The organism is Streptococcus sp. 27098_8_86 (assembly GCF_041432595.1).
GTDB classification, from domain to species: Bacteria; Bacillota; Bacilli; order Lactobacillales; family Streptococcaceae; genus Streptococcus; species Streptococcus pneumoniae_F.
The window spans coordinates 177,485-195,342 of the sequence record NZ_JAPVZW010000003.1 but is presented as its reverse complement, the minus strand read 5'-3'; the positions used below and the strand labels follow the sequence as shown (position 1 = coordinate 195,342).

Sequence of the window (17,858 nt, the reverse complement as noted above, 5' to 3'; positions counted from 1 at the left end):
TTCATCGGCTATAACTGGAGTTTTACTTTGTACCATTTAAAGCATTTGGATATTCTTTACTTTTCGTTTCTATAGTTTCAACTATTTTTGTAGAAAATTCTCCCTTCATCGAACTATCAATATTTTTCGAAACTTCTTTCAAACTTTCTTGAGCACTTAATAGAGAAATTTTCATATATTTTTCTGTATCTTTTTCTATAGTGGAAATACGAGCTTTTTTTGCTGGAGCCAAGATATTTTTTATAAATGATCGTTCCAACTCTTTTTCAATATTTCTTAGTGCCTCCTCTCCTCCCGCGAAAAAATCATTAATATAATCAAATACATTCGCCATTACTTTTTACCTCGTTCTTCTAAGCGCCGTTGCTGTTCCTGGGCTCTGGCAAGCCCATCTTCTAAAAGACGGTATTGTCGTTTGTATTCTTGCTCTAGCTTCATCTCTTCTTGTTCGAGTTGCCCTTGTCTATTTCGATATGCCATCTCGATTTGCTGACTAAAGTTGGATGCGAGTTGATTGGACTGATAACGCCATTCGGTTGTATCTCCACCTAACTGGTCTAAGGAATGGGAAATGATTCGATGCTTCTCATCAATCATATGCCGCAATTGTTGAAATTTATAGTTGGCTTCCTCATACTGATTTTCGATTTTTTTACAAGAACGTCTATAGTTATCCTCACATTCTTCTAAACGCTGGCGCTTTTTCCAGATGTCATCCTGAATCATAACAAACTCTCCCACTGGCTAAATTTACTAGCTAATTCCCTATCTTCATCTAATTTCTTCTGAATTCCGTTTTGGCTTTGCTTTTCCAAGTCTGTAAAATCTTTTTCTAACTGTTTTGCCTTATCTACAACAGGATGAAACCGATTCTGAATGATACCAATAGTTGTTTCATAGTTCAAGCCTCCTTCGGAATAGGCGACCTCTGTTTCATATGAACTAAGGATAAAGCCCCAAGGGACATTACTGCAAGATGCAAATACTTCACTTGCGTCTTGAATTCCTCTATTATAGATATTTTTTATAATATCCATCTCCTCTGTGACGATACGGCAAATACCCGAAGCTGCAATCTTAGCTTGCTCAGAGTCCAGAAAGAGTTGTTCCCCTGCTGTATATCCATCGGAAGCCAATATATTTTTAAGTGTTTTATACCCTTCCATTTTAATCAGAAAGTCGTTATATGCGACTGTACTGGTGTTGGAGAAAATTTTTATTTTCCCATCCTTATCCAAGCGATAACCATAGGTCATATGTTGATTGATAGGGTCTTCTGATTCACTATCTACATAATAAACCATACCTACAGACCCGATACTGCCCTTCGCAATATCTCTACCAACCATGCTAATATTATCTTTAGCGTCAGCATAGTTATAGATACGCCCTTTAATCTGATCAACAATTTTTCTCTGTTCGGGGCTAAGGATTCGATAGATATCAGGCCCGTTAAAGATATAAGCCTGTTGGATTCGTTCTATTTGGGCCGCTTCAAGGGCAGCCATGGCATACTGAGCATCCATAGATCCAAGCGAATGCCCATAGATATTAATCTTGGCATTGGGATATTTTTCCATGATGTCTTTTAAAGCTCTGGCAGAAGCCTTTAATTGCTCAGTAGATTGATCTTGATCGCTGGGAACATTTTGTTTCAGGATATGCGTTCCAATCACGAAATCATTTTCTGCCCAGTCATTCCAGACATCTGCTGTTTCTTTAAAAATATGATCTGGGCCCGTAGAACCACGAAAGAGGACCGTTACTTCCTGTACATCCTCAGCATTTTCATCAGGATTTTTTACAACTGCATAAACCTGCTCGCCCGCTCCTGTAGTATTGTTGTAGACTTGGGTGACAGTGCCAACGCTTCTATCATATTGGTCCTTAACCTCACGATTAATTGAGTTATCGTTATATTCAGTCATTGCAATCTGAAGATTTGAATCATCGACATATTTTCTCATTTTTTAGATTCCTTTAACATAGATGATAATTTAGGTGATACAGTATATCCATAAGATTCATAATTTCCTGAATTATCTTTTATTAAGCCAAAGTGAAAATCTAATTCCTTATCATTATTAAAATATATCCTTACCATTAGTCCTCCCATTGGATTATACTCTAAAGTTTCCGTATCAATATCATATGATTTAATGATTCCATCTTCTGTTAATGCTTTAGGATCATTTGCCTTCATATGATTTTCATAAACCTTCTTCGCCTCATCACTTGTCGCGATGGCAATCATTTCTTGTTTCTTTTGGTATTGGTGCATGCTACAACCTCCTACTGCGATTCCAATTACTGCTAAAATACTAAATAAAATAATCATGCTTTTTTTAGGTTTTTTCATGGTGCCTCCTTTAACCTGACCGTGTAACTCATCTATAGTATACCATAGATTATAAAGTGGACTTTCATTAAAATATTTCTCACATATTTATTTTATAACTTCAAGAAAATAACCACGAGTCCTACGATTCGTGGTTTTATAATTCATCGGCTATCTTATTGATTTTTCTGAGTCTGTGGTTGACACCACTTTTTGTAAGGGAAGTGCTGAGACTATCTGCTAACTGCTGGATAGAGTAGTCTGGGTGCTGAATCCGCAACTGCGCTACTTCCTGCAAATCCACTGGCAGATTTTCTAAGCCCATGATATCTTTGATTTTGCTGATATTGTTGATAGTCTTCATGCTGGCAGAAACTGTCCGAGCAATATTGGCTGTTTCGGCATTATTGGCCCTATTGAGGTCATTACGGGTTTCTCGCAAAATCTTAACCCGCTCAAAATCATCACGCGCCTGCATAGCTCCGATGACAATCAAGAAGTCCATAATATCTTCGGCACGCTGGAGATAGGTCACAGCTCCCTTCTTGCGCTCAAGCACCTTGGCATCCAGCAAAAACTGCTGGAGAAGAGAGGCAATCCCTTGCGCGTGGTCCAGATAAACGGAACTGATTTCCAACTGGTACTTGCCTGACTCAGGGTCACGAATGCTTCCATTTGCCAAGAAGGCGCCACAAAGATAAGCACGACCTGCTTCCTCGTCCGATAAAATCGCCTCATCAATACCTGTTTCAAGGCCAAAGAAAGAGTCTGCCAAGTGCAAATCACTCAACAAGTCCTGCACCTTTTCATCTGTAAAAACGGTATAGACTCGATTCTTGCGAAGATTGCTCCGTTGGTGGTGGCGAATTTCCGATTTGATTTCGTAGAAATGGAGAAAGGACTCATAGAGGTGACGGGCTAGCTTGGCGTTTTCTGTCACGACAGACAAGGTCAAGCCCGAAGTCGAGAGACCGATACTGCCAGACATTTTGATAATGGCAGATAATTCATGCCGGCTCAGATGGTGTTGACCTAAGATTTCTTCTTTTACTGCTACTGTGAAACTCATTTTCTCACCTGTATAATCCGCATCAATTCATCCACAATCAAATCCCCATCGTGGAAGGCACCACCATTTTCCAGACGAAGGAAGTTGGATGAAATCACACGCGGAACTTGCTTACAAAGACCAGCAAAATCATGTTCCACCTGCACTAAGTATTCATCAAAACGGTTGGAATTCATGTATTCCTGAGGCACTTTTTCAATATTCACCAAGACAGTATCGATAAAAGGTCGGCCAAGGTGACGATGCAAGACCTCTACGTGGTCACTATCTGTAAAGTGTTCCGTCTCCCCACGTTGGGTCATGATATTGCAGACATAGGCGATTTCTGCCTTGGTTTCCAAAAGTGCCTGCCCGATTTCCTTAATCACGATATTGGGCAAAATCGAGGTAAAGAGGGAACCAGGTCCGAGGACAATCATGTCACTTTCAAGAATGGTCTGCACTACTCGACGACTGGCCAGAGGCGTATCATCGTTGAGGGTATTGGTCACATAGACATGGTCAATCATGCCTGGATGGTCTGCAATATGACTCTCTCCAGCCACTTCTGTCCCATCCTGAAAGACCGCATGAAGGGTCAAAGGATGGTCACTGGAAGGATAAATCTTCCCAGTTGTATGGAAAAATTTGCTCAGTAACTGCATGGCATTATAGGTCGAACCCTGCATTTCTGACAAGCCAGCAATGATGAGATTACCCAATGGATGACCAGCAAAGGCTCCTGCATCTTCAGAAAAGCGATACTGAAAGACTTTCTCATAAAACTTAGGCATATCCGACATGGCCACAAGGACATTGCGGAGATCTCCTGGCGGTGTCAACTGCTGCATGTTTTTTCGGAGTTCACCTGATGAACCACCATCATCGGCCACCGTTACGATAGCAGCGATTTCCACATCTTTTTCACGCAGACTTTTAAGAATGACGGGGATCCCAGTCCCTCCACCAATCACCGTTATCTTTGGTTTTCTCATGAACGGTTTACCGTTTCCTTTCTTCGGTCTTTGTCGCGATGCCCTTCATTAACAGGCCAATTCTTGGATAAGTCCTGCGCCAAGCGTTTAGCAAAGGCCACACTACGGTGTTGCCCACCCGTACAACCCATGGCAATGGTCAAAACGGACTTACCTTCCTTTTGGTAACTTGGCAAAATCGGCTCAATCAAGGCCAACAAATGTTGATAGAAGTCTTCTGACTCAGGGTGATTCATGACATAGTCATAAACTGGTTCATCTACACCCGTTTGGTTTCGCAGTTCTGGAAGGTAGTATGGATTTGGCAAGAAACGGACATCAAAAACCAAGTCTGCATCAATCGGGATTCCATATTTAAAGCCAAAAGACATGACTTCGATACGGAAAGACTGGGCTTGTTCCTGATCAGAAAACTGCTCTGCAAGGGTTTTGCGCAGCTCACGTGGAGTAAGTTCAGTTGTATCCACCACATTTTGACTCATATTTTTCAAAGGCGCCAAGAGTTCACGTTCCAGCTTGATTCCATCCAAAATCCGTCCATCTGCAGCTAGAGGGTGACTTCGTCTAGTTTCCTTGTAACGAGCTACCAATTCTTTATCAGCTGCATCCAAAAAGAGAATTTTAAAGTCCAGTTCTTCCTTATTTTCCAACTCATCCAAAACAGCTTGAATTTCTGAAAAGAAAGAACGGCTACGCATATCCACTACCAAGGCCAACTTATGGTCGTCTTCCTTTGTTTCCACCAACTGCAAAAACTTAGGCAAGAGAGCTGGAGGCATATTGTCAATAGTAAAATAACCCAAATCTTCGAAGGACTGAATGGCAACTGTTTTCCCTGCGCCACTCATCCCTGTTACAATCACCAAGTGAAGTTGTTTCTTTGTCATCTTTTTCTCCTTATATCAAAAGAAGTTTGGCAACACCAAACTTCAACTAGCTTATCCAATCTCTGCGATGACTTCGATTTCGACTTTTACATCACGAGGAAGACGAGCTACCTCCACAGCTGAACGAGCTGGAAATTCCTCTTTAAAGGCCGTTTGGTAAACCTCGTTAAAAGGAACAAAGTCGTTCATATCGCTCAAGAAGCAAGTTGTTTTGACAACATGGTCAAAGTCTGTTCCTGCTTCTGCCAAAATAGCACCGATGTTTTTCAAGACTTGTTCTGTCTGTTCTTGGATAGTCTCTCCAACGATTTCTCCAGTTTCAGGAGAGAGAGGAACTTGACCACTAGCAAACAAAAGGTTGCCAACGATTTTTCCTTGAACATAGGGTCCGATAGCTTTTGGAGCTTTGTCTGTATGAATTGTTTTTGCCATTTTCTTTTCCTCACAATTTTTCTAAGATTGCATCCCAAGCCTCATCCATCCCTGCCTTACTGACAGATGAAAAGAGGATAAAGTCGTCACTTGGGTCAAAGTTTAATTTCTTTTTGATTGCTGATTCGTGCTTGTTCCATTTACCACGAGGAATCTTGTCCGCCTTGGTCGCAACGATGATAACCGGAATCTCATAATACTTGAGAAATTCGTACATCTGTACATCATCTGCTGACGGGTCATGACGAAGGTCAACTAGACTGACCACTGCACGGAGATTTTCCCGAGTCGTTAAGTACTCTTCAATCATGCGCCCCCACTTTTCACGTTCCTTTTTGGAAACACGGGCATAACCATAACCAGGCACATCCACAAAGCGCATCTTATCATCGATATTAAAGAAGTTGAGAAGCTGGGTTTTACCAGGTTTACCTGATGTTCGGGCGAGATTCTTACGGTTCAACATAGTGTTGATAAAGCTAGATTTACCAACATTTGAACGCCCTGCTAGGGCAATCTCTGGCAGTTCATCCTGTGGGTAGTGGGATTTATTGGCCGCACTGAGCAAAATTTCAGCATTGTGTGTATTCAGTTCCATAGTCACCTCTAGGCTGTTTCTAGGATTGGTTTATCCGTTCCATCGACAGCTTCTTTTGTGATGCGGACCAATTTCACATTTTCCTGACTCGGTACTTCAAACATGACATCTAGCATGGTTTCTTCGATGATAGAGCGAAGACCACGAGCTCCTGTCTTCCGTTCGATGGCCTTGTTGGCAATCTCTTGAAGGGCTTCGTCGTCAAATTCCAACTCGACATCATCATAAGAAAGCAAGGTTTGGTATTGTTTCACCAAGGCATTTCTTGGCTCTTTCAAGATGCGAACCAAGTCATCCACTGTCAATTGCTCCAGAGCTGCAAAGACTGGCAAGCGCCCAATCAACTCTGGGATAATACCAAATTTTTGAATATCTTCTGCGATGATTTCTTGCATGTATGAGCTGTTTTCATCAATCGCTTTATTGTTTTGACCAAATCCGATGACTTTTTCTCCAAGACGTTGTTTGACAATTTCTTCGATACCATCAAAGGCACCACCCACGATGAAGAGGATATTTTTTGTATCCACTTGAATCATCTCTTGTTGTGGATGTTTACGTCCACCTTGAGGTGGTACGCTGGCAACGGTTCCCTCGATAATCTTGAGAAGGGCTTGTTGTACCCCTTCACCAGAAACATCACGTGTGATAGAAACGTTCTCGCTTTTCTTGGCAATCTTGTCAATTTCATCCACGTAGATAATCCCACGCTCTGCACGTTCGATGTTAAAGTCAGCAGCCTGCAATAGTTTGAGGAGAATATTTTCCACATCCTCACCCACATAACCAGCCTCAGTCAGAGCTGTCGCATCTGCAATCGCAAAAGGCACATTCAAGCTCTTAGCCAAGGTCTGGGCAAGGAATGTTTTCCCTGAACCAGTTGGGCCAATCATCAAGATATTTGATTTCTGCAAATCCACATCTTCTGACTCTTCACGCGTATCGTGGAAATTGATGCGTTTGTAGTGGTTGTATACTGCTACTGCTAAAGCACGTTTGGCACGATCTTGACCGATTACATAGTGGTTCAAGATATGGAGGAGTTCAATTGGTTTTGGAACTTCAGACAAGTCTGCCAAGACTTCTTCCGCCAACTCCTCACGAATGATTTCCTGGGCCAACTCCACACATTCATTACAGATAAAGGCATTGTTCCCAGCGATTATTTTTTGTACTTCTTCTTGGCTTTTGCCACAAAATGAGCAATAAACCATCATATCATTATTCCTATTTGTAGGCATAATTTCCTTCCGTTCTATTCTATACTGTCATTCTATCTAAAATAAGGTCATGTAAAAAGCATGGATACTATTGACCAAATTGGTAAAGGCACTTAACCAGAGCAGGACAGAAAGTCCATAGCGCTTTTTACGAAAAGCCTGTGCTCCTGCAAGCAAGCAGACCAAACACAGCATGGCTGTGAAAAAACCAAATATACTACGTTCCATTAGACTTCCTTTCTCTTGCGGTATTGGATGGTAAAATCATAAGGATTTTTCTCATCTTTGGTATAGGATTTGCTTGAAACCGTCTCAAAAAGAGACAAGTCAAACTCCTCAGGGAAATAGGTATCTCCCTCCACCCGAGCATGAATTTGAGTCACAATCACTTCGTCAAGGTAGGGTTCAAAAGCCTGAAAAATCTGCTTCCCACCGAGAATATAGAGATTCTTGTCTTGATCCTGATACCAGTCTAGAACAGACTGGACATCATAAAAAGTAGTAACCCCATCTAACTTTTCTTCTGGGTTACGAGTCAAAATCAAGGTCTCCCGTTTTGGAAGCAAGCGACGCCCCATCCCATCAAAGGTCACGCGCCCCATCAAGATAGCATGATTCAGAGTTGTTTCTTTGAAGTGTTGCAGTTCTGCTGGCAAATACCAAGGCAGACGATTGTCCTTCCCAATCACACCCTCTTCATCCTGGGCCCAAATAGCTACGATTTTCTTAGTCATGCTTCCATCCTTTTCACTGATAGTACTATTTTATCAAAAAACTCAAAAAAAGACTGGTTTGGAATGCGTTCAGTTTGATAGAAAAGAAGCAGGCTAGCTTTAGCCTGCTTCTCCTGTCCCTAGGACATACGTTTCTTTGCTTCTAATTCAATTTTTTTGACTACTTCTTGAATGTTCAATCCAGTTGTATCAAGGTAGACAGCGTCCTCTGCTTGTTTGAGAGGTGAAGTCTCACGATGACTATCCTTGTAGTCACGCGCAGCAATTTCCTCTTTTAGGGTTTCAAGGTCTGTTTCAATTCCCTTGGCAATATTTTCCTTGTAACGGCGTTCTGCTCTTTCATCAACAGAAGCTACTAAGAAAATTTTCAATTCTGCTTGTGGCAATACAACAGTCCCAATATCGCGACCATCCATGACAATCCCACCTTGCTGGGCAATCTCTTGTTGGAGAGAAACTAGTTTCTCACGTACTTCAGGAATTGCTGCAATAGCAGAAACATGATTGGTCACTTCATTTTCACGAATAGGATGAGTAATGTCCACATCTCCTACAAAGACAAGTTGTTCTCCAGTTTCTGAGCGCCCAAAGCTGATTGGATGCTGGTCCAATAAGGCTAAAAGTTCCTCAATTTCTTCCACTCCTAACTGGTGTTTCAGAGCCATATAGGTCGCCGCACGATACATAGCACCTGTATCTAGATAGGTATAACCAAAATTTTTAGCAATAATCTTAGCAACCGTACTCTTACCGCTTGAAGCTGGACCATCGATAGCAATTTGAATTGTTTTCATATCAACTCCTATTTGATTTTAATAACATCACCTGGATTAGCAAACCAAGACCCTGTAGCCATATGCCCAGGATTCAAGGCCTCTAGCTGAGCAATCGAGATTCCTGCACGAGCGGCAATGGTTGCTTCTCCTTCTCCAGCCTGAACTGTAATTGTCCCTTCACTATCAGTATGCTCTTCAGAATGTCTTTCACTAGAAGAGCTCTCTGTAGAAGTTGCTTCTTCAGTCTTGCTAGATGAAGATGCGGATTCTTCTGTTACAGAGGTTGAAACAGGGGCAGATGAATCATAAAAATCTTTCAAGGCTGCTGTACGATTACTCCCTCCACTTGAAAGGTAAATCAATACTATTATCATTACTACAACAATCACGAAAAAGAGACTAGCTAGAATCGTCAAGACACGATTTGCAACAATACCTGTACCTTTTTGATTACGTTGACGTCGTTCCGTTCTTGTCTGTTCTTCCTGATTCTCATAAATATCTTCTTGCCACGGTTCTTTTGCCATACCTTACTCCTTGTTTTTTTTTACTTTTCTTATTACAATATAAATATGAAAATCACACTTATACCTGAACGCTGCATTGCCTGTGGTCTTTGCCAAACTTATTCTGAATTATTTGATTACCACGATAATGGAATCGTGCGTTTTTACGATGACCCTGACCAACTAGAAAAAGAAATCTCTCCTAGTCAGGACGTCGTAGAAGCTGTTAGAAACTGTCCGACACGTGCCTTGATTAAAGATTAACTCTAATACCGACAGGAACGTTCCACTCCTTCTAGTTTAGCATATTTCCATGCAAAATTATAGTCTTTTCTCTTTATTTTTTTCTGTAAAATCAGGAAGGTCACTTTTTTCTTTGACGAGATAAAGTGGTCTTTTTTTGGTCTCTAGATAAATCTTACTGATATACTTGCCGAGAATCCCAATGGTCAAGAGTTGAATCCCACCAAGGAAGAGAATAACAGCCATCAGAGAGGTCCAACCTGATGTCGGATTGCCCAAAATGAGGGTCCGCACCACAACAAAAAAGGTCATAAGCAGAGAAATAAAACAAGATAGGAGACCTGCCACAAAGGCTATAATCAAGGGAAAATCTGAAAAATTAACAATCCCTTCAATGGAGTAGAAAAAAAGTTGCCTAAAACTCCAACTGGTCTTACCAGCCTTCCTTTCGACATTTGGATAGTCCAGATAGTGGGTTTTAAAACCCACCCAGGCAAAGAGTCCCTTAGAAAAACGATTGGACTCCGTCAAGCTTAAAATGGCATCGACTACAGACCTTCTCATCATGCGAAAATCACGGACACCTGCCGGCAGGGCTACTGGACTAATTTTTTGCATGAGGCGGTAAAAGAGATTAGCGCAGAGACTACGTAAAACTGGTTCTCCCTCCCGACTAGTTCTCCGTGTTCCAACACAGTCCAAGTCTGCATTCTGATCTAGTAAGGCTTTCATCTCAAGCAACATACTAGGAGGATCCTGGAGGTCTGCATCCATCACCACCACTAGATCTCCTGTCGCATATTGCAATCCTGCATACAGGGCTGCTTCTTTGCCGAAATTTCGCGAGAAAGAAATATAATGAACTGCCGGATTTTGCTCCCGATAGGTCTTTAAGAGTTCCAAAGTCCCATCACTTGATCCATCATCGACAAAGACATACTCGATTTCTGTTTCCAAATCTGGAAGTAAAGCTTCCAAAGCCTGATAAAAAAGAGGAAGTACTTCCTCTTCGTTTAAACAGGGGACAATGATTGATATCACCATCTTAGTCTTCAAATCCATTTGGATGCTTGCTTTGCCAACGCCATGCGTCTTCACACATTTGAGTGATGCCTAACTCTGCTTCCCAGCCCAGTTCTGCTTTGGCTTTTGCAGGATCTGAATAGCAGGCTGCGATATCACCTGGGCGACGGTCTACAATGCGGTAAGGAATTGGACGTCCCACTGCTTTTTCCATATTTTGGATAATTTCAAGAACTGAGTAGCCTTTACCTGTTCCAAGGTTATAAACGTTTAGACCTGAACCTTTTTCGATTTTTTGTAGAGCTGCAACGTGACCTTTAGCCAAATCGACAACGTGGATATAATCACGAACACCAGTTCCATCTTCCGTATCGTAGTCGTCTCCAAACACTTGCACTTGCTCTAATTTCCCAACTGCTACTTGAGTCACATATGGCAAGAGGTTGTTTGGAATACCGTTTGGATTTTCTCCTAGGTCTCCACTTTCATGAGCTCCGATTGGGTTGAAATAACGAAGCAAGACCACATTCCATTCTGAGTCTGCCTTGTAGATATCGGTCAAAATTTCCTCTAGCATAAGTTTGGTACGACCGTATGGATTGGTCACTGAAAGTGGGAAATCTTCCAAGATTGGCACGGTGTGCGGATCCCCGTAAACTGTCGCAGAAGAACTGAAAATAATGTTTTTACAGTTGTTTTCTTCCATGACCTTCAAAAGACTAACAGTTCCAGCGATATTGTTGTCATAGTAGGCAAGAGGAATACGGGTAGATTCACCGACAGCCTTCAAGCCAGCAAAGTGAATGACCCCTGTTGGTTCTTCTTGCTTGAAAATATCTCTGAGGGTATCGGTATCACGGATATCTGCCTCATAGAAAGGCACTTCAACTCCTGTGATTCTTTCAACAACTTCTAAACTTTTTCTGTTACTATTAACAAGGTTATCCACCACAACAACCTGATGACCTGCTTGGATTAACTCAATAACAGTGTGGGTTCCGATAAAACCTGCTCCACCCGTTACCAAAATCTTTTCTTGCATCTTTTTTCCTCGATTCTCGGATTATTTTTTCTTATTTTACCATTTTTGATAGGGAATGTCATTTGCCATCCTAGAGGGGAGGCTAAAATTTCAGTAAAATCCTTATTCGCTTTTTACTCGTTTGACATAGTTTTCAATTGGGTAGTTTAGAGGGTCCAAGGTCAACTCCTTGTCTTGGATCAGTTGAGCTAGGTGGTAACCAATGATAGGACCAGTTGTGAGGCCTGAAGAACCTAGTCCACTAGCAGCATAGACACCTGCTAATTCTGGAACCTGCCCAAAGAAAGGAGAGAAATCACTGGTATAGGCACGGATTCCCACTCGTTCACTTCTGGAAGTCGCTTCCGATAAAACAGGATAGTGGGGCAAGGCTGCCTCCTCCATTTGTTTGAGCAAGGTTTCATCTACCGTCAAATCAAATCCCATGTCATTTTCATGAGTAGCGCCTAGGGATAATTTCCCACCTGCAAAAGGAATCAAATCCCACTCACCTTCTGGCATAACAACAGGGTAAGCTTCCATGTCTTGGGCAAGTTGATAATCTCGGAGTTGCCCCTTTTGGGGACGAACATCTACTTCATAACCTAAAGGCTCTAACAGGTGTCCCAACCAAGCTCCCGTCGCCAAAATAACTTGATCAAACACCTCTTCGCCAATCTGGTAGCCTGATGCTAAAGGTGTCAGAGTTACTTTTTCTTTGACCAGCTTGACCTGACTGGCTTCTAGCAAACGAGTGACCAAAAGCTGCCCATCTACTCTCGCTCCACCAGAAGCATAGAGTAAGTGATCAAATCCCTGCAAACCAGGGAATAATTCGTTAGCTGATTCTTGGTCCAGAATGGCTAATTGCCCTATCAAAGGAGATTCTTCTCTACGCTGGAGGGCTAGTTGATAGAGTTCTTCCAACTTAGTTTCATCCTTTTTCAGGAGAAAGACTCCCGAACGCTGGTAAAAGTCGATTTCTTGTCCTGACTTCTCTAAATCAGCTAATAAATCCACATAAAAGTCAGCCCCCAAGCGCGCCATTTTGTACCAGGCTTTATTGCGGCGTTTGGAAAACCAAGGGCTGATAATTCCTGCTGCGGCCTTGGTAGCTTGACCTTGTCCATGGTCAAAAACGGTCACCTCTAGGTCACTTTCTTTAGAGAGGTAGTAGGCGGCTGTGGCACCTACAATCCCTGCTCCGATAATGGCAACTTTTTTCATTGTTTTCACTTTCTAACTAGATATGGTGGAAAGGATTGGTCGATGCCTGACTAGGCAAGATATCAATATCCCAGCCCTTTTCTTCCTTCCATTGAGTAAGTAGTGCTGCAATTTTTTCCACAAAAAGCACTTCAATATAGTGACCTGGGTCCAATGCTAGCAAGCCATCAGACAACATATCCTGGGCAGTGTGGTAGTAAATATCACCAGTGATATAGACATCTGCCCCCTTTGCCAAAGCATCCTTATAGAATGACTGCCCACTTCCACCACAAATGGCAACTCTTGAAAGAGGCTTCTTCAAATCACTCTCTTGATAATGCACCATTCGAAGACTATCTAGACCAAAGACTTGCTTGACATGTTGGGCCAATTCCCCAAATGTCTGAGGCTGAACATTCCCAATACGACCAATTCCACGTTCTGGACCTGTCTCCTGTAGGTAAGTCGTTTCCTCAATGCCTAGCATCTGGCAGAACCAGTCATTAAGGCCATTTTCAACGATGTCAATATTAGTATGGCTGACATAAACTGCGATGTCATGCTTAATCAGGTCGATGTAAATCTGATTTTGCGGACGGCTAGCTACCAAGTCCTTGATGGGACGGAAAATCGGCGCGTGCTTAACGATAATCAAGTCCACACCCTTTTCAATGGCCTCTGCCACCGTCTCTTCACGAATATCCAGAGCAACCATGACCCTTTGGATATCCTTGTCTAGAGTTCCGATTTGCAGACCACGACTGTCTCCCTCCATGGAAAATTCCTGAGGACAAAAGGCTTCATATGCGTTAATTACTTCACTTGCTAGCATGGAGAACCTCCTTGATGGCTTGAATTTTATCTACTAGAACTTGACGTTCTTCCAGATTTTTTTCTGGGATTTGTCCGAGGGCAAACTCTAGCTTCTCAGCTTCTTTTTGCCATTTTTGGACAAAGACTGGGCTGACTTCTTTGGACAAGAAGGGTCCAAAGCGAACATCACTAGCTGATAGCTTCATTTGTCCAGCTTCCACCACCAAAATCTCGTAAAACTTGCCAGCCTCTTCTAGGATGCTCTCTGCTACGATCTGGAAACCATGGTCTTGCAACCAGATACGCAAGTCGTCTTCACGATTATTGGGCTGGAGGATTAAACGCTCTACATTAGCTAGCTTGTCCAAGCCTTCTTCCAATATCCTAGCAATCAAACGCCCGCCCATGCCTGCAATGGTGATGACCGACACTTGGTCAGGCTCTTCAAAGGCAGCCAAGCCATTGGCTAAACGAACCTGGATTTTCTCCTTTAGGACGTGAGCCTCAACATTTTTGACCGCAGACTGATAGGGGCCTTCCACCACCTCACCTGCAATGGCACTTCTGATTTGGCCTCTCTCAACCAACTCGATAGGCAGATAAGCATGGTCACTTCCCACATCTAGCAAAATGGCATCCTGTGGCACAAAGGAAGCCACCAATTCTAATCTCTTTGAAATCATCTTCTCTCACTTTCCAAACTCTATTACCTCTTATTATACCACATTTCAACTAGCACTTCTGCACCTAAAAAGACCGCAATCCACAGATTGCAGCCTTTCTTTATTTTCTGGCTTGATAGCGACTAGTCAGGATGAAAATCACGGTAAAGACCAACATCATGACACCATAAACAGGTAATGTTTGTCCTGTTAAGGTTGAAATTTCAAGCAGTTCTTGGATTCTTGGGAAGAGAGCTGTAACTAGGAAGCCTCCTACTGACCAAACAATCAAGAGGACACGCCATAGGGTAAATGGCATGCAGGCTCTAAATACGGATAAGAAACCAATTGATCCCAAGAGATAATAGAGTAGAGTTGAGATTTCTAACTCAGACCAACCTTGGCTACTTCCAAATATTTTCACAAAAAGAACGCTGAAGACGACCATGAGAGCACTTGGTAGAGCACGAAGCATGGATCTTCTGAGGAAGTTTGGCTCGACAGGTTTGATATTTCGCTCAAAAGTTAGAACGAATGGTGGAAAACCTTCCACGAACTGGTCAATCATGGTAATCTGGATTGGAATGAATGGGAAAATCAAGATCCACTCTGACCGACCTAGTAAAGCACTGGCGATACAGATAATTGCGAGCAAGAAAGAATAGATGGTCTTTATCAAGAAAATCGGTGCAATGTGGGCAATGTTATTGACCACGCGACGACCTTCAAAGAGAATCTCAGGAACATCATTAAAGTCAGAGTTCAAGAGAACCAGATTGGCAATCTGACGAGTCGCCGGATCTCCCTCAGCCATCACGATAGAACAATCCGCCTCACGAAGAGCCAGAATATCATTAACTCCATCCCCTGTCATAGCTGTTGTATGACCCGCTTTTTTCAGTGTTTGGATGATGAGTTTCTTTTGATGAGGGGAAACACGTCCGAAAATCGCAGTCTCCTCCGCCATAGCAATCAATTCCTCATCGGTGATTTTCGAACAATCGACATAGCTGTGGTAGTCCGCAAAGCCAGCCTTCTGGGCAATGCTGGACACCGTAACTGGATTGTCCCCAGAAATGATTTTGAGCCCCACTTCCTGAGAACGGAGATAGTCTAGTGTCTCTGCTGCTCCTTCTCGTATCGGGTCCAAGATCTCCAGCAAGGCTAGAGCCTGAATATCAGATGGTTTCTGTGGTTTGTGGTGGTCTAATTTTTCCTGACTGAGGGCTAAGACCAAGACACGTGAACCTCTCTCCAAGGCCTCCCTGGCTTCTGGTACCTCAGAATCCAGCAACATCTCAGGTGCACCTAAGAAAACTGTTCCCAAATCTTCTAACTCCATGGCTCCCCACTTGCGGTCGCTTGAGAAGGGAAGATTGGAAATCATAGGGTAGGCTACCTGACCTTGGAAACGCTGGCGAATGGCTTGGGCAGTTGGATTTTTATCCTCACTATGGGCTATGTAGCTGGTCAGGATACTGGCAATGGTCTCTTCACCATAAGTTTCCGTCAGTGGAAGAACAGCCTCTACCTGCATCTTTCCTTGGGTAATGGTGCCCGTCTTGTCCAAACAGAGCATATCCACGCGCGCCAAGGTCTCAACAGAGTACATCTCCTGCACCAAGACCTTTTTCAAGCCCAACTTAATCACTGCAGTCAAGAGCGAAGTAATGGTCAAGAGGGCAATTCCCTTAGGCAACATTCCCAGTAGGGCTGTCGACGAATTTACAACGGATGACTTGAGGGGCAAACCTTTCAACATCAAGGCTTCCAGCAAGAGAGCCAGACCAAAAGGAATGATAATCTTCCCAGTAAAACCAGCTAACCTGTCCAGCGATTTCATGATACGAGAGTTGATTGGTTTAACGGTCTTGGCTTCCAGCATGAGTTTGGAAGCATAGTTGTCTACACCGACATGGTGAACTTGAGCTAAAACTGCCCCACTGGCTAGGAAACTTCCTGACAAAAGCAAGGCATCCACTTCCTTTTGCACCAAATCACTTTCCCCTGTTAACATGGCTTCATTGACTTCCGCAAAGCCTTCCAAAACCAAGGCATCACTGGGAATCTGCTCTCCTGCAGACAAACGAATGACATCTCCTAACACCAATTCTTCAGGATTCAGAGCCACTTCTTGGCCATCACGAATGGTTTTGACCTTTTCCTTGGTCATGAGATTGAGCTTGTCCACCATGTGTTTGGCCCGTAGCTCAGTCACAATTCCAGAAAAAGCGTTAAAGCAGATAACAGCAAAGAAGACCAGATTGCTCCAAGCCTGCACAAAGGCAAGGGCCAAAGCAATGGCAAAGTTTAAAGCGTTAAAAAGGGTAAAGACATTTCGTTTAACGATTTGCCAAGTGCTGGTACTGGCCGAAGCAGTAAAATCATTGACCAAGCCCTTAGCCTGTCTTTCCTTGACTTCTCTTTGGGTTAATCCCATAATCTTATTTTTATCCATAAATTCTATCATATCATTTTTTCTAAAAGAATTCTAATCTCATCCCAAATATGGACCTGGTCAAGGGAAAAGTTTGCCAGCCCTCCTTTGATAAGGTATAATAATAACAAGAAAATAATCGAAGGAGATCGCATGTTTTATACTTATTTACGTGGATTGGTTGTCTTGCTCCTATGGTCCATCAATGGCAATGCCCACTATCATAATACTGATAAAATTCCTAATCAAGATGAAAATTATATTTTGGTTGCGCCTCACCGCACTTGGTGGGATCCAGTTTACATGGCTTTTGCGACCAAGCCAAAACAGTTTATCTTTATGGCCAAAAAAGAGCTCTTTACCAACCGTATCTTTGGCTGGTGGATCCGTATGTGTGGTGCTTTTCCTATCGACCGTGAAAATCCTAGCGCCTCAGCCATCAAATACCCTATCAATGTCCTTAAAAAAAGTGATCGCTCTCTCATCATGTTTCCAAGTGGGAGCCGTCACTCAAACGATGTCAAGGGTGGAGTTGCCCTGATTGCCAAAATGGCCAAGGTCCGTATTATGCCGGTTACCTACACAGGTCCTATGACCTTGAAAGGCTTGGTTAGCCGCGAACGTGTCGATATGAACTTTGGAAATCCAATTGATATCTCAGATATCAAGAAAATGAATGATGACGGCATTGAAACAGTCGCCAATCGTATCCAAACAGAATTCCAACGTTTGGACCAAGAAACGAAACAATGGCACAATGATAAAAAACCAAACCCACTCTGGTGGTTTATCCGCATCCCTGCTCTCATCCTTGCCATTATCCTCGCTATCCTAACCATCATCTTTAGCTTTATCGCAAGCTTCGTATGGAATCCAGATAAAAAGAGAGAGGCTCTTGGTTAAAAAATACAACAAT

The 17,858-nt window shown here is 42.7% G+C and carries 22 protein-coding genes; 2 read left to right on the top strand and 20 right to left on the bottom strand.

The genetic code is table 11. The annotated features are described in order from the left end of the window. Positions 1-22: 22 nt before the first annotated feature. The 14 genes from O3616_RS04705 to O3616_RS04640 all read right to left on the bottom strand — a co-directional run bounded on the left by O3616_RS04705 (position 23) and on the right by O3616_RS04640 (position 9,555). Entirely contained in the window at positions 23-334 is a 312-nt protein-coding gene (locus O3616_RS04705) for a hypothetical protein (protein ID WP_115904120.1), read from the bottom strand. Beyond that, positions 334-726 carry a hypothetical protein gene (locus O3616_RS04700; RefSeq protein ID WP_049491651.1) on the bottom strand — a complete coding sequence of 131 codons (393 nt, stop codon included), beginning with the start codon at positions 724-726 and terminating at the stop codon, positions 334-336. Before O3616_RS04700 ends, O3616_RS04705 begins: the two co-directional genes overlap by 1 nt. Further along, entirely contained in the window at positions 723-1,967 is a 1,245-nt protein-coding gene (locus O3616_RS04695) for a DUF2974 domain-containing protein (RefSeq protein ID WP_261021010.1), read from the bottom strand. Before O3616_RS04695 ends, O3616_RS04700 begins: the two co-directional genes overlap by 4 nt. Continuing rightward, positions 1,964-2,359, bottom strand: a complete 396-nt coding sequence (locus O3616_RS04690; protein ID WP_261021009.1) for a DUF1310 domain-containing protein — start codon at positions 2,357-2,359, stop codon at positions 1,964-1,966. The genes O3616_RS04695 and O3616_RS04690 overlap by 4 nt, the downstream gene beginning before the upstream one ends. Before the next feature lie 136 nt (positions 2,360-2,495). Then, positions 2,496-3,407 carry a DNA-binding protein WhiA gene (whiA, locus tag O3616_RS04685; RefSeq protein WP_068811243.1) on the bottom strand — a complete coding sequence of 304 codons (912 nt, stop codon included), beginning with the start codon at positions 3,405-3,407 and terminating at the stop codon, positions 2,496-2,498. Then, positions 3,404-4,381 (bottom strand): YvcK family protein, encoded by a 978-nt coding sequence (locus O3616_RS04680; RefSeq protein ID WP_001231075.1) that lies wholly within the window; start codon positions 4,379-4,381, stop codon positions 3,404-3,406. Before O3616_RS04680 ends, whiA begins: the two co-directional genes overlap by 4 nt. Then, positions 4,378-5,268, bottom strand: coding sequence for an RNase adapter RapZ (rapZ, locus tag O3616_RS04675; protein ID WP_000163055.1), 891 nt, complete (start codon positions 5,266-5,268; stop codon positions 4,378-4,380). Before rapZ ends, O3616_RS04680 begins: the two co-directional genes overlap by 4 nt. A 51-nt stretch (positions 5,269-5,319) precedes the next feature. Beyond that, on the bottom strand, positions 5,320-5,700 hold the full coding sequence (locus tag O3616_RS04670; protein ID WP_001140420.1) for a RidA family protein: 381 nt from the start codon (positions 5,698-5,700) through the stop codon (positions 5,320-5,322). Positions 5,701-5,710: 10 nt separating this feature from the next. Beyond that, positions 5,711-6,298, bottom strand: a complete 588-nt coding sequence (gene yihA / locus O3616_RS04665; RefSeq protein WP_000422605.1) for a ribosome biogenesis GTP-binding protein YihA/YsxC — start codon at positions 6,296-6,298, stop codon at positions 5,711-5,713. 8 nt (positions 6,299-6,306) lie between these two features. Further along, entirely contained in the window at positions 6,307-7,539 is a 1,233-nt protein-coding gene (gene clpX, locus O3616_RS04660; RefSeq protein ID WP_012972566.1) for an ATP-dependent Clp protease ATP-binding subunit ClpX, read from the bottom strand. Positions 7,540-7,575: 36 nt separating this feature from the next. Continuing rightward, entirely contained in the window at positions 7,576-7,746 is a 171-nt protein-coding gene (locus tag O3616_RS04655) for a hypothetical protein (protein ID WP_094753755.1), read from the bottom strand. Further along, on the bottom strand, positions 7,746-8,252 hold the full coding sequence (locus O3616_RS04650) for a dihydrofolate reductase (protein WP_197097764.1): 507 nt from the start codon (positions 8,250-8,252) through the stop codon (positions 7,746-7,748). Before O3616_RS04650 ends, O3616_RS04655 begins: the two co-directional genes overlap by 1 nt. Before the next feature lie 119 nt (positions 8,253-8,371). After that, entirely contained in the window at positions 8,372-9,046 is a 675-nt protein-coding gene (gene cmk, locus O3616_RS04645) for a (d)CMP kinase (RefSeq protein WP_049487135.1), read from the bottom strand. A gap of 8 nt (positions 9,047-9,054) precedes the next feature. Next, complete coding sequence (locus O3616_RS04640) at positions 9,055-9,555, bottom strand: SAG1386/EF1546 family surface-associated protein (RefSeq protein WP_094753757.1); 501 nt, start codon at positions 9,553-9,555, stop codon at positions 9,055-9,057. Positions 9,556-9,600: 45 nt separating this feature from the next. Here O3616_RS04640 and O3616_RS04635 point away from each other — a divergent pair, with 45 nt between their 5' ends. Continuing rightward, positions 9,601-9,798 (top strand): ferredoxin, encoded by a 198-nt coding sequence (locus O3616_RS04635; RefSeq protein ID WP_004235080.1) that lies wholly within the window; start codon positions 9,601-9,603, stop codon positions 9,796-9,798. 57 nt (positions 9,799-9,855) lie between these two features. Here O3616_RS04635 and O3616_RS04630 read toward each other — a convergent pair whose 3' ends face one another. The 6 genes from O3616_RS04630 to O3616_RS04605 all read right to left on the bottom strand — a co-directional run bounded on the left by O3616_RS04630 (position 9,856) and on the right by O3616_RS04605 (position 16,963). Then, positions 9,856-10,821 carry a glycosyltransferase family 2 protein gene (locus tag O3616_RS04630; protein ID WP_371638231.1) on the bottom strand — a complete coding sequence of 322 codons (966 nt, stop codon included), beginning with the start codon at positions 10,819-10,821 and terminating at the stop codon, positions 9,856-9,858. Position 10,822: 1 nt separating this feature from the next. Further along, positions 10,823-11,842: a UDP-glucose 4-epimerase GalE gene (galE, locus tag O3616_RS04625; RefSeq protein ID WP_371638230.1), complete on the bottom strand. Its 1,020-nt coding sequence runs from the start codon at positions 11,840-11,842 to the stop codon at positions 10,823-10,825. Positions 11,843-11,944: 102 nt separating this feature from the next. Continuing rightward, positions 11,945-13,048, bottom strand: coding sequence for an NAD(P)/FAD-dependent oxidoreductase (locus O3616_RS04620; protein WP_371638229.1), 1,104 nt, complete (start codon positions 13,046-13,048; stop codon positions 11,945-11,947). Between the two features lie 16 nt (positions 13,049-13,064). Next, positions 13,065-13,862, bottom strand: a complete 798-nt coding sequence (locus tag O3616_RS04615) for a Nif3-like dinuclear metal center hexameric protein (protein ID WP_371638228.1) — start codon at positions 13,860-13,862, stop codon at positions 13,065-13,067. Next, complete coding sequence (locus O3616_RS04610) at positions 13,849-14,526, bottom strand: tRNA (adenine(22)-N(1))-methyltransferase TrmK (protein WP_371638227.1); 678 nt, start codon at positions 14,524-14,526, stop codon at positions 13,849-13,851. The genes O3616_RS04615 and O3616_RS04610 overlap by 14 nt, the downstream gene beginning before the upstream one ends. A 100-nt stretch (positions 14,527-14,626) precedes the next feature. Next, a complete protein-coding gene (locus O3616_RS04605; RefSeq protein WP_371638247.1) occupies positions 14,627-16,963 on the bottom strand; it encodes a cation-translocating P-type ATPase in 2,337 nt (778 codons plus the stop codon). A gap of 132 nt (positions 16,964-17,095) precedes the next feature. On the opposite strand from O3616_RS04605, the gene O3616_RS04600 reads away from it, so the two are divergent. Then, on the top strand, positions 17,096-17,845 hold the full coding sequence (locus O3616_RS04600; RefSeq protein WP_261046327.1) for a 1-acyl-sn-glycerol-3-phosphate acyltransferase: 750 nt from the start codon (positions 17,096-17,098) through the stop codon (positions 17,843-17,845). The last annotated feature ends 13 nt before the right edge of the window (positions 17,846-17,858 follow it).

Bases quoted from the DNA above. Each gene is read 5' to 3' on its own strand.
- O3616_RS04630 (WP_371638231.1), bottom strand. From the start codon at position 10,821: ATGGTGATATCAATCATTGTCCCCTGTTTAAACGAAGAGGAAGTACTT.
- O3616_RS04610 (WP_371638227.1), bottom strand. From the start codon at position 14,526: ATGATTTCAAAGAGATTAGAATTGGTGGCTTCCTTTGTGCCACAGGAT.
- O3616_RS04650 (WP_197097764.1), bottom strand. From the start codon at position 8,252: ATGACTAAGAAAATCGTAGCTATTTGGGCCCAGGATGAAGAGGGTGTG.
- galE (WP_371638230.1), bottom strand. From the start codon at position 11,842: ATGCAAGAAAAGATTTTGGTAACGGGTGGAGCAGGTTTTATCGGAACC.
- O3616_RS04615 (WP_371638228.1), bottom strand. From the start codon at position 13,862: ATGCTAGCAAGTGAAGTAATTAACGCATATGAAGCCTTTTGTCCTCAG.
- whiA (WP_068811243.1), bottom strand. From the start codon at position 3,407: ATGAGTTTCACAGTAGCAGTAAAAGAAGAAATCTTAGGTCAACACCAT.
- O3616_RS04680 (WP_001231075.1), bottom strand. From the start codon at position 4,381: ATGAGAAAACCAAAGATAACGGTGATTGGTGGAGGGACTGGGATCCCC.
- O3616_RS04605 (WP_371638247.1), bottom strand. From the start codon at position 16,963: ATGGATAAAAATAAGATTATGGGATTAACCCAAAGAGAAGTCAAGGAA.
- O3616_RS04700 (WP_049491651.1), bottom strand. From the start codon at position 726: ATGATTCAGGATGACATCTGGAAAAAGCGCCAGCGTTTAGAAGAATGT.
- yihA (WP_000422605.1), bottom strand. From the start codon at position 6,298: ATGGAACTGAATACACACAATGCTGAAATTTTGCTCAGTGCGGCCAAT.
- O3616_RS04670 (WP_001140420.1), bottom strand. From the start codon at position 5,700: ATGGCAAAAACAATTCATACAGACAAAGCTCCAAAAGCTATCGGACCC.
- cmk (WP_049487135.1), bottom strand. From the start codon at position 9,046: ATGAAAACAATTCAAATTGCTATCGATGGTCCAGCTTCAAGCGGTAAG.
- O3616_RS04620 (WP_371638229.1), bottom strand. From the start codon at position 13,048: ATGAAAAAAGTTGCCATTATCGGAGCAGGGATTGTAGGTGCCACAGCC.
- O3616_RS04600 (WP_261046327.1), top strand. From the start codon at position 17,096: ATGTTTTATACTTATTTACGTGGATTGGTTGTCTTGCTCCTATGGTCC.
- O3616_RS04640 (WP_094753757.1), bottom strand. From the start codon at position 9,555: ATGGCAAAAGAACCGTGGCAAGAAGATATTTATGAGAATCAGGAAGAA.
- clpX (WP_012972566.1), bottom strand. From the start codon at position 7,539: ATGCCTACAAATAGGAATAATGATATGATGGTTTATTGCTCATTTTGT.
- O3616_RS04705 (WP_115904120.1), bottom strand. From the start codon at position 334: ATGGCGAATGTATTTGATTATATTAATGATTTTTTCGCGGGAGGAGAG.
- rapZ (WP_000163055.1), bottom strand. From the start codon at position 5,268: ATGACAAAGAAACAACTTCACTTGGTGATTGTAACAGGGATGAGTGGC.
- O3616_RS04690 (WP_261021009.1), bottom strand. From the start codon at position 2,359: ATGAAAAAACCTAAAAAAAGCATGATTATTTTATTTAGTATTTTAGCA.
- O3616_RS04695 (WP_261021010.1), bottom strand. From the start codon at position 1,967: ATGAGAAAATATGTCGATGATTCAAATCTTCAGATTGCAATGACTGAA.
- O3616_RS04635 (WP_004235080.1), top strand. From the start codon at position 9,601: ATGAAAATCACACTTATACCTGAACGCTGCATTGCCTGTGGTCTTTGC.
- O3616_RS04655 (WP_094753755.1), bottom strand. From the start codon at position 7,746: ATGGAACGTAGTATATTTGGTTTTTTCACAGCCATGCTGTGTTTGGTC.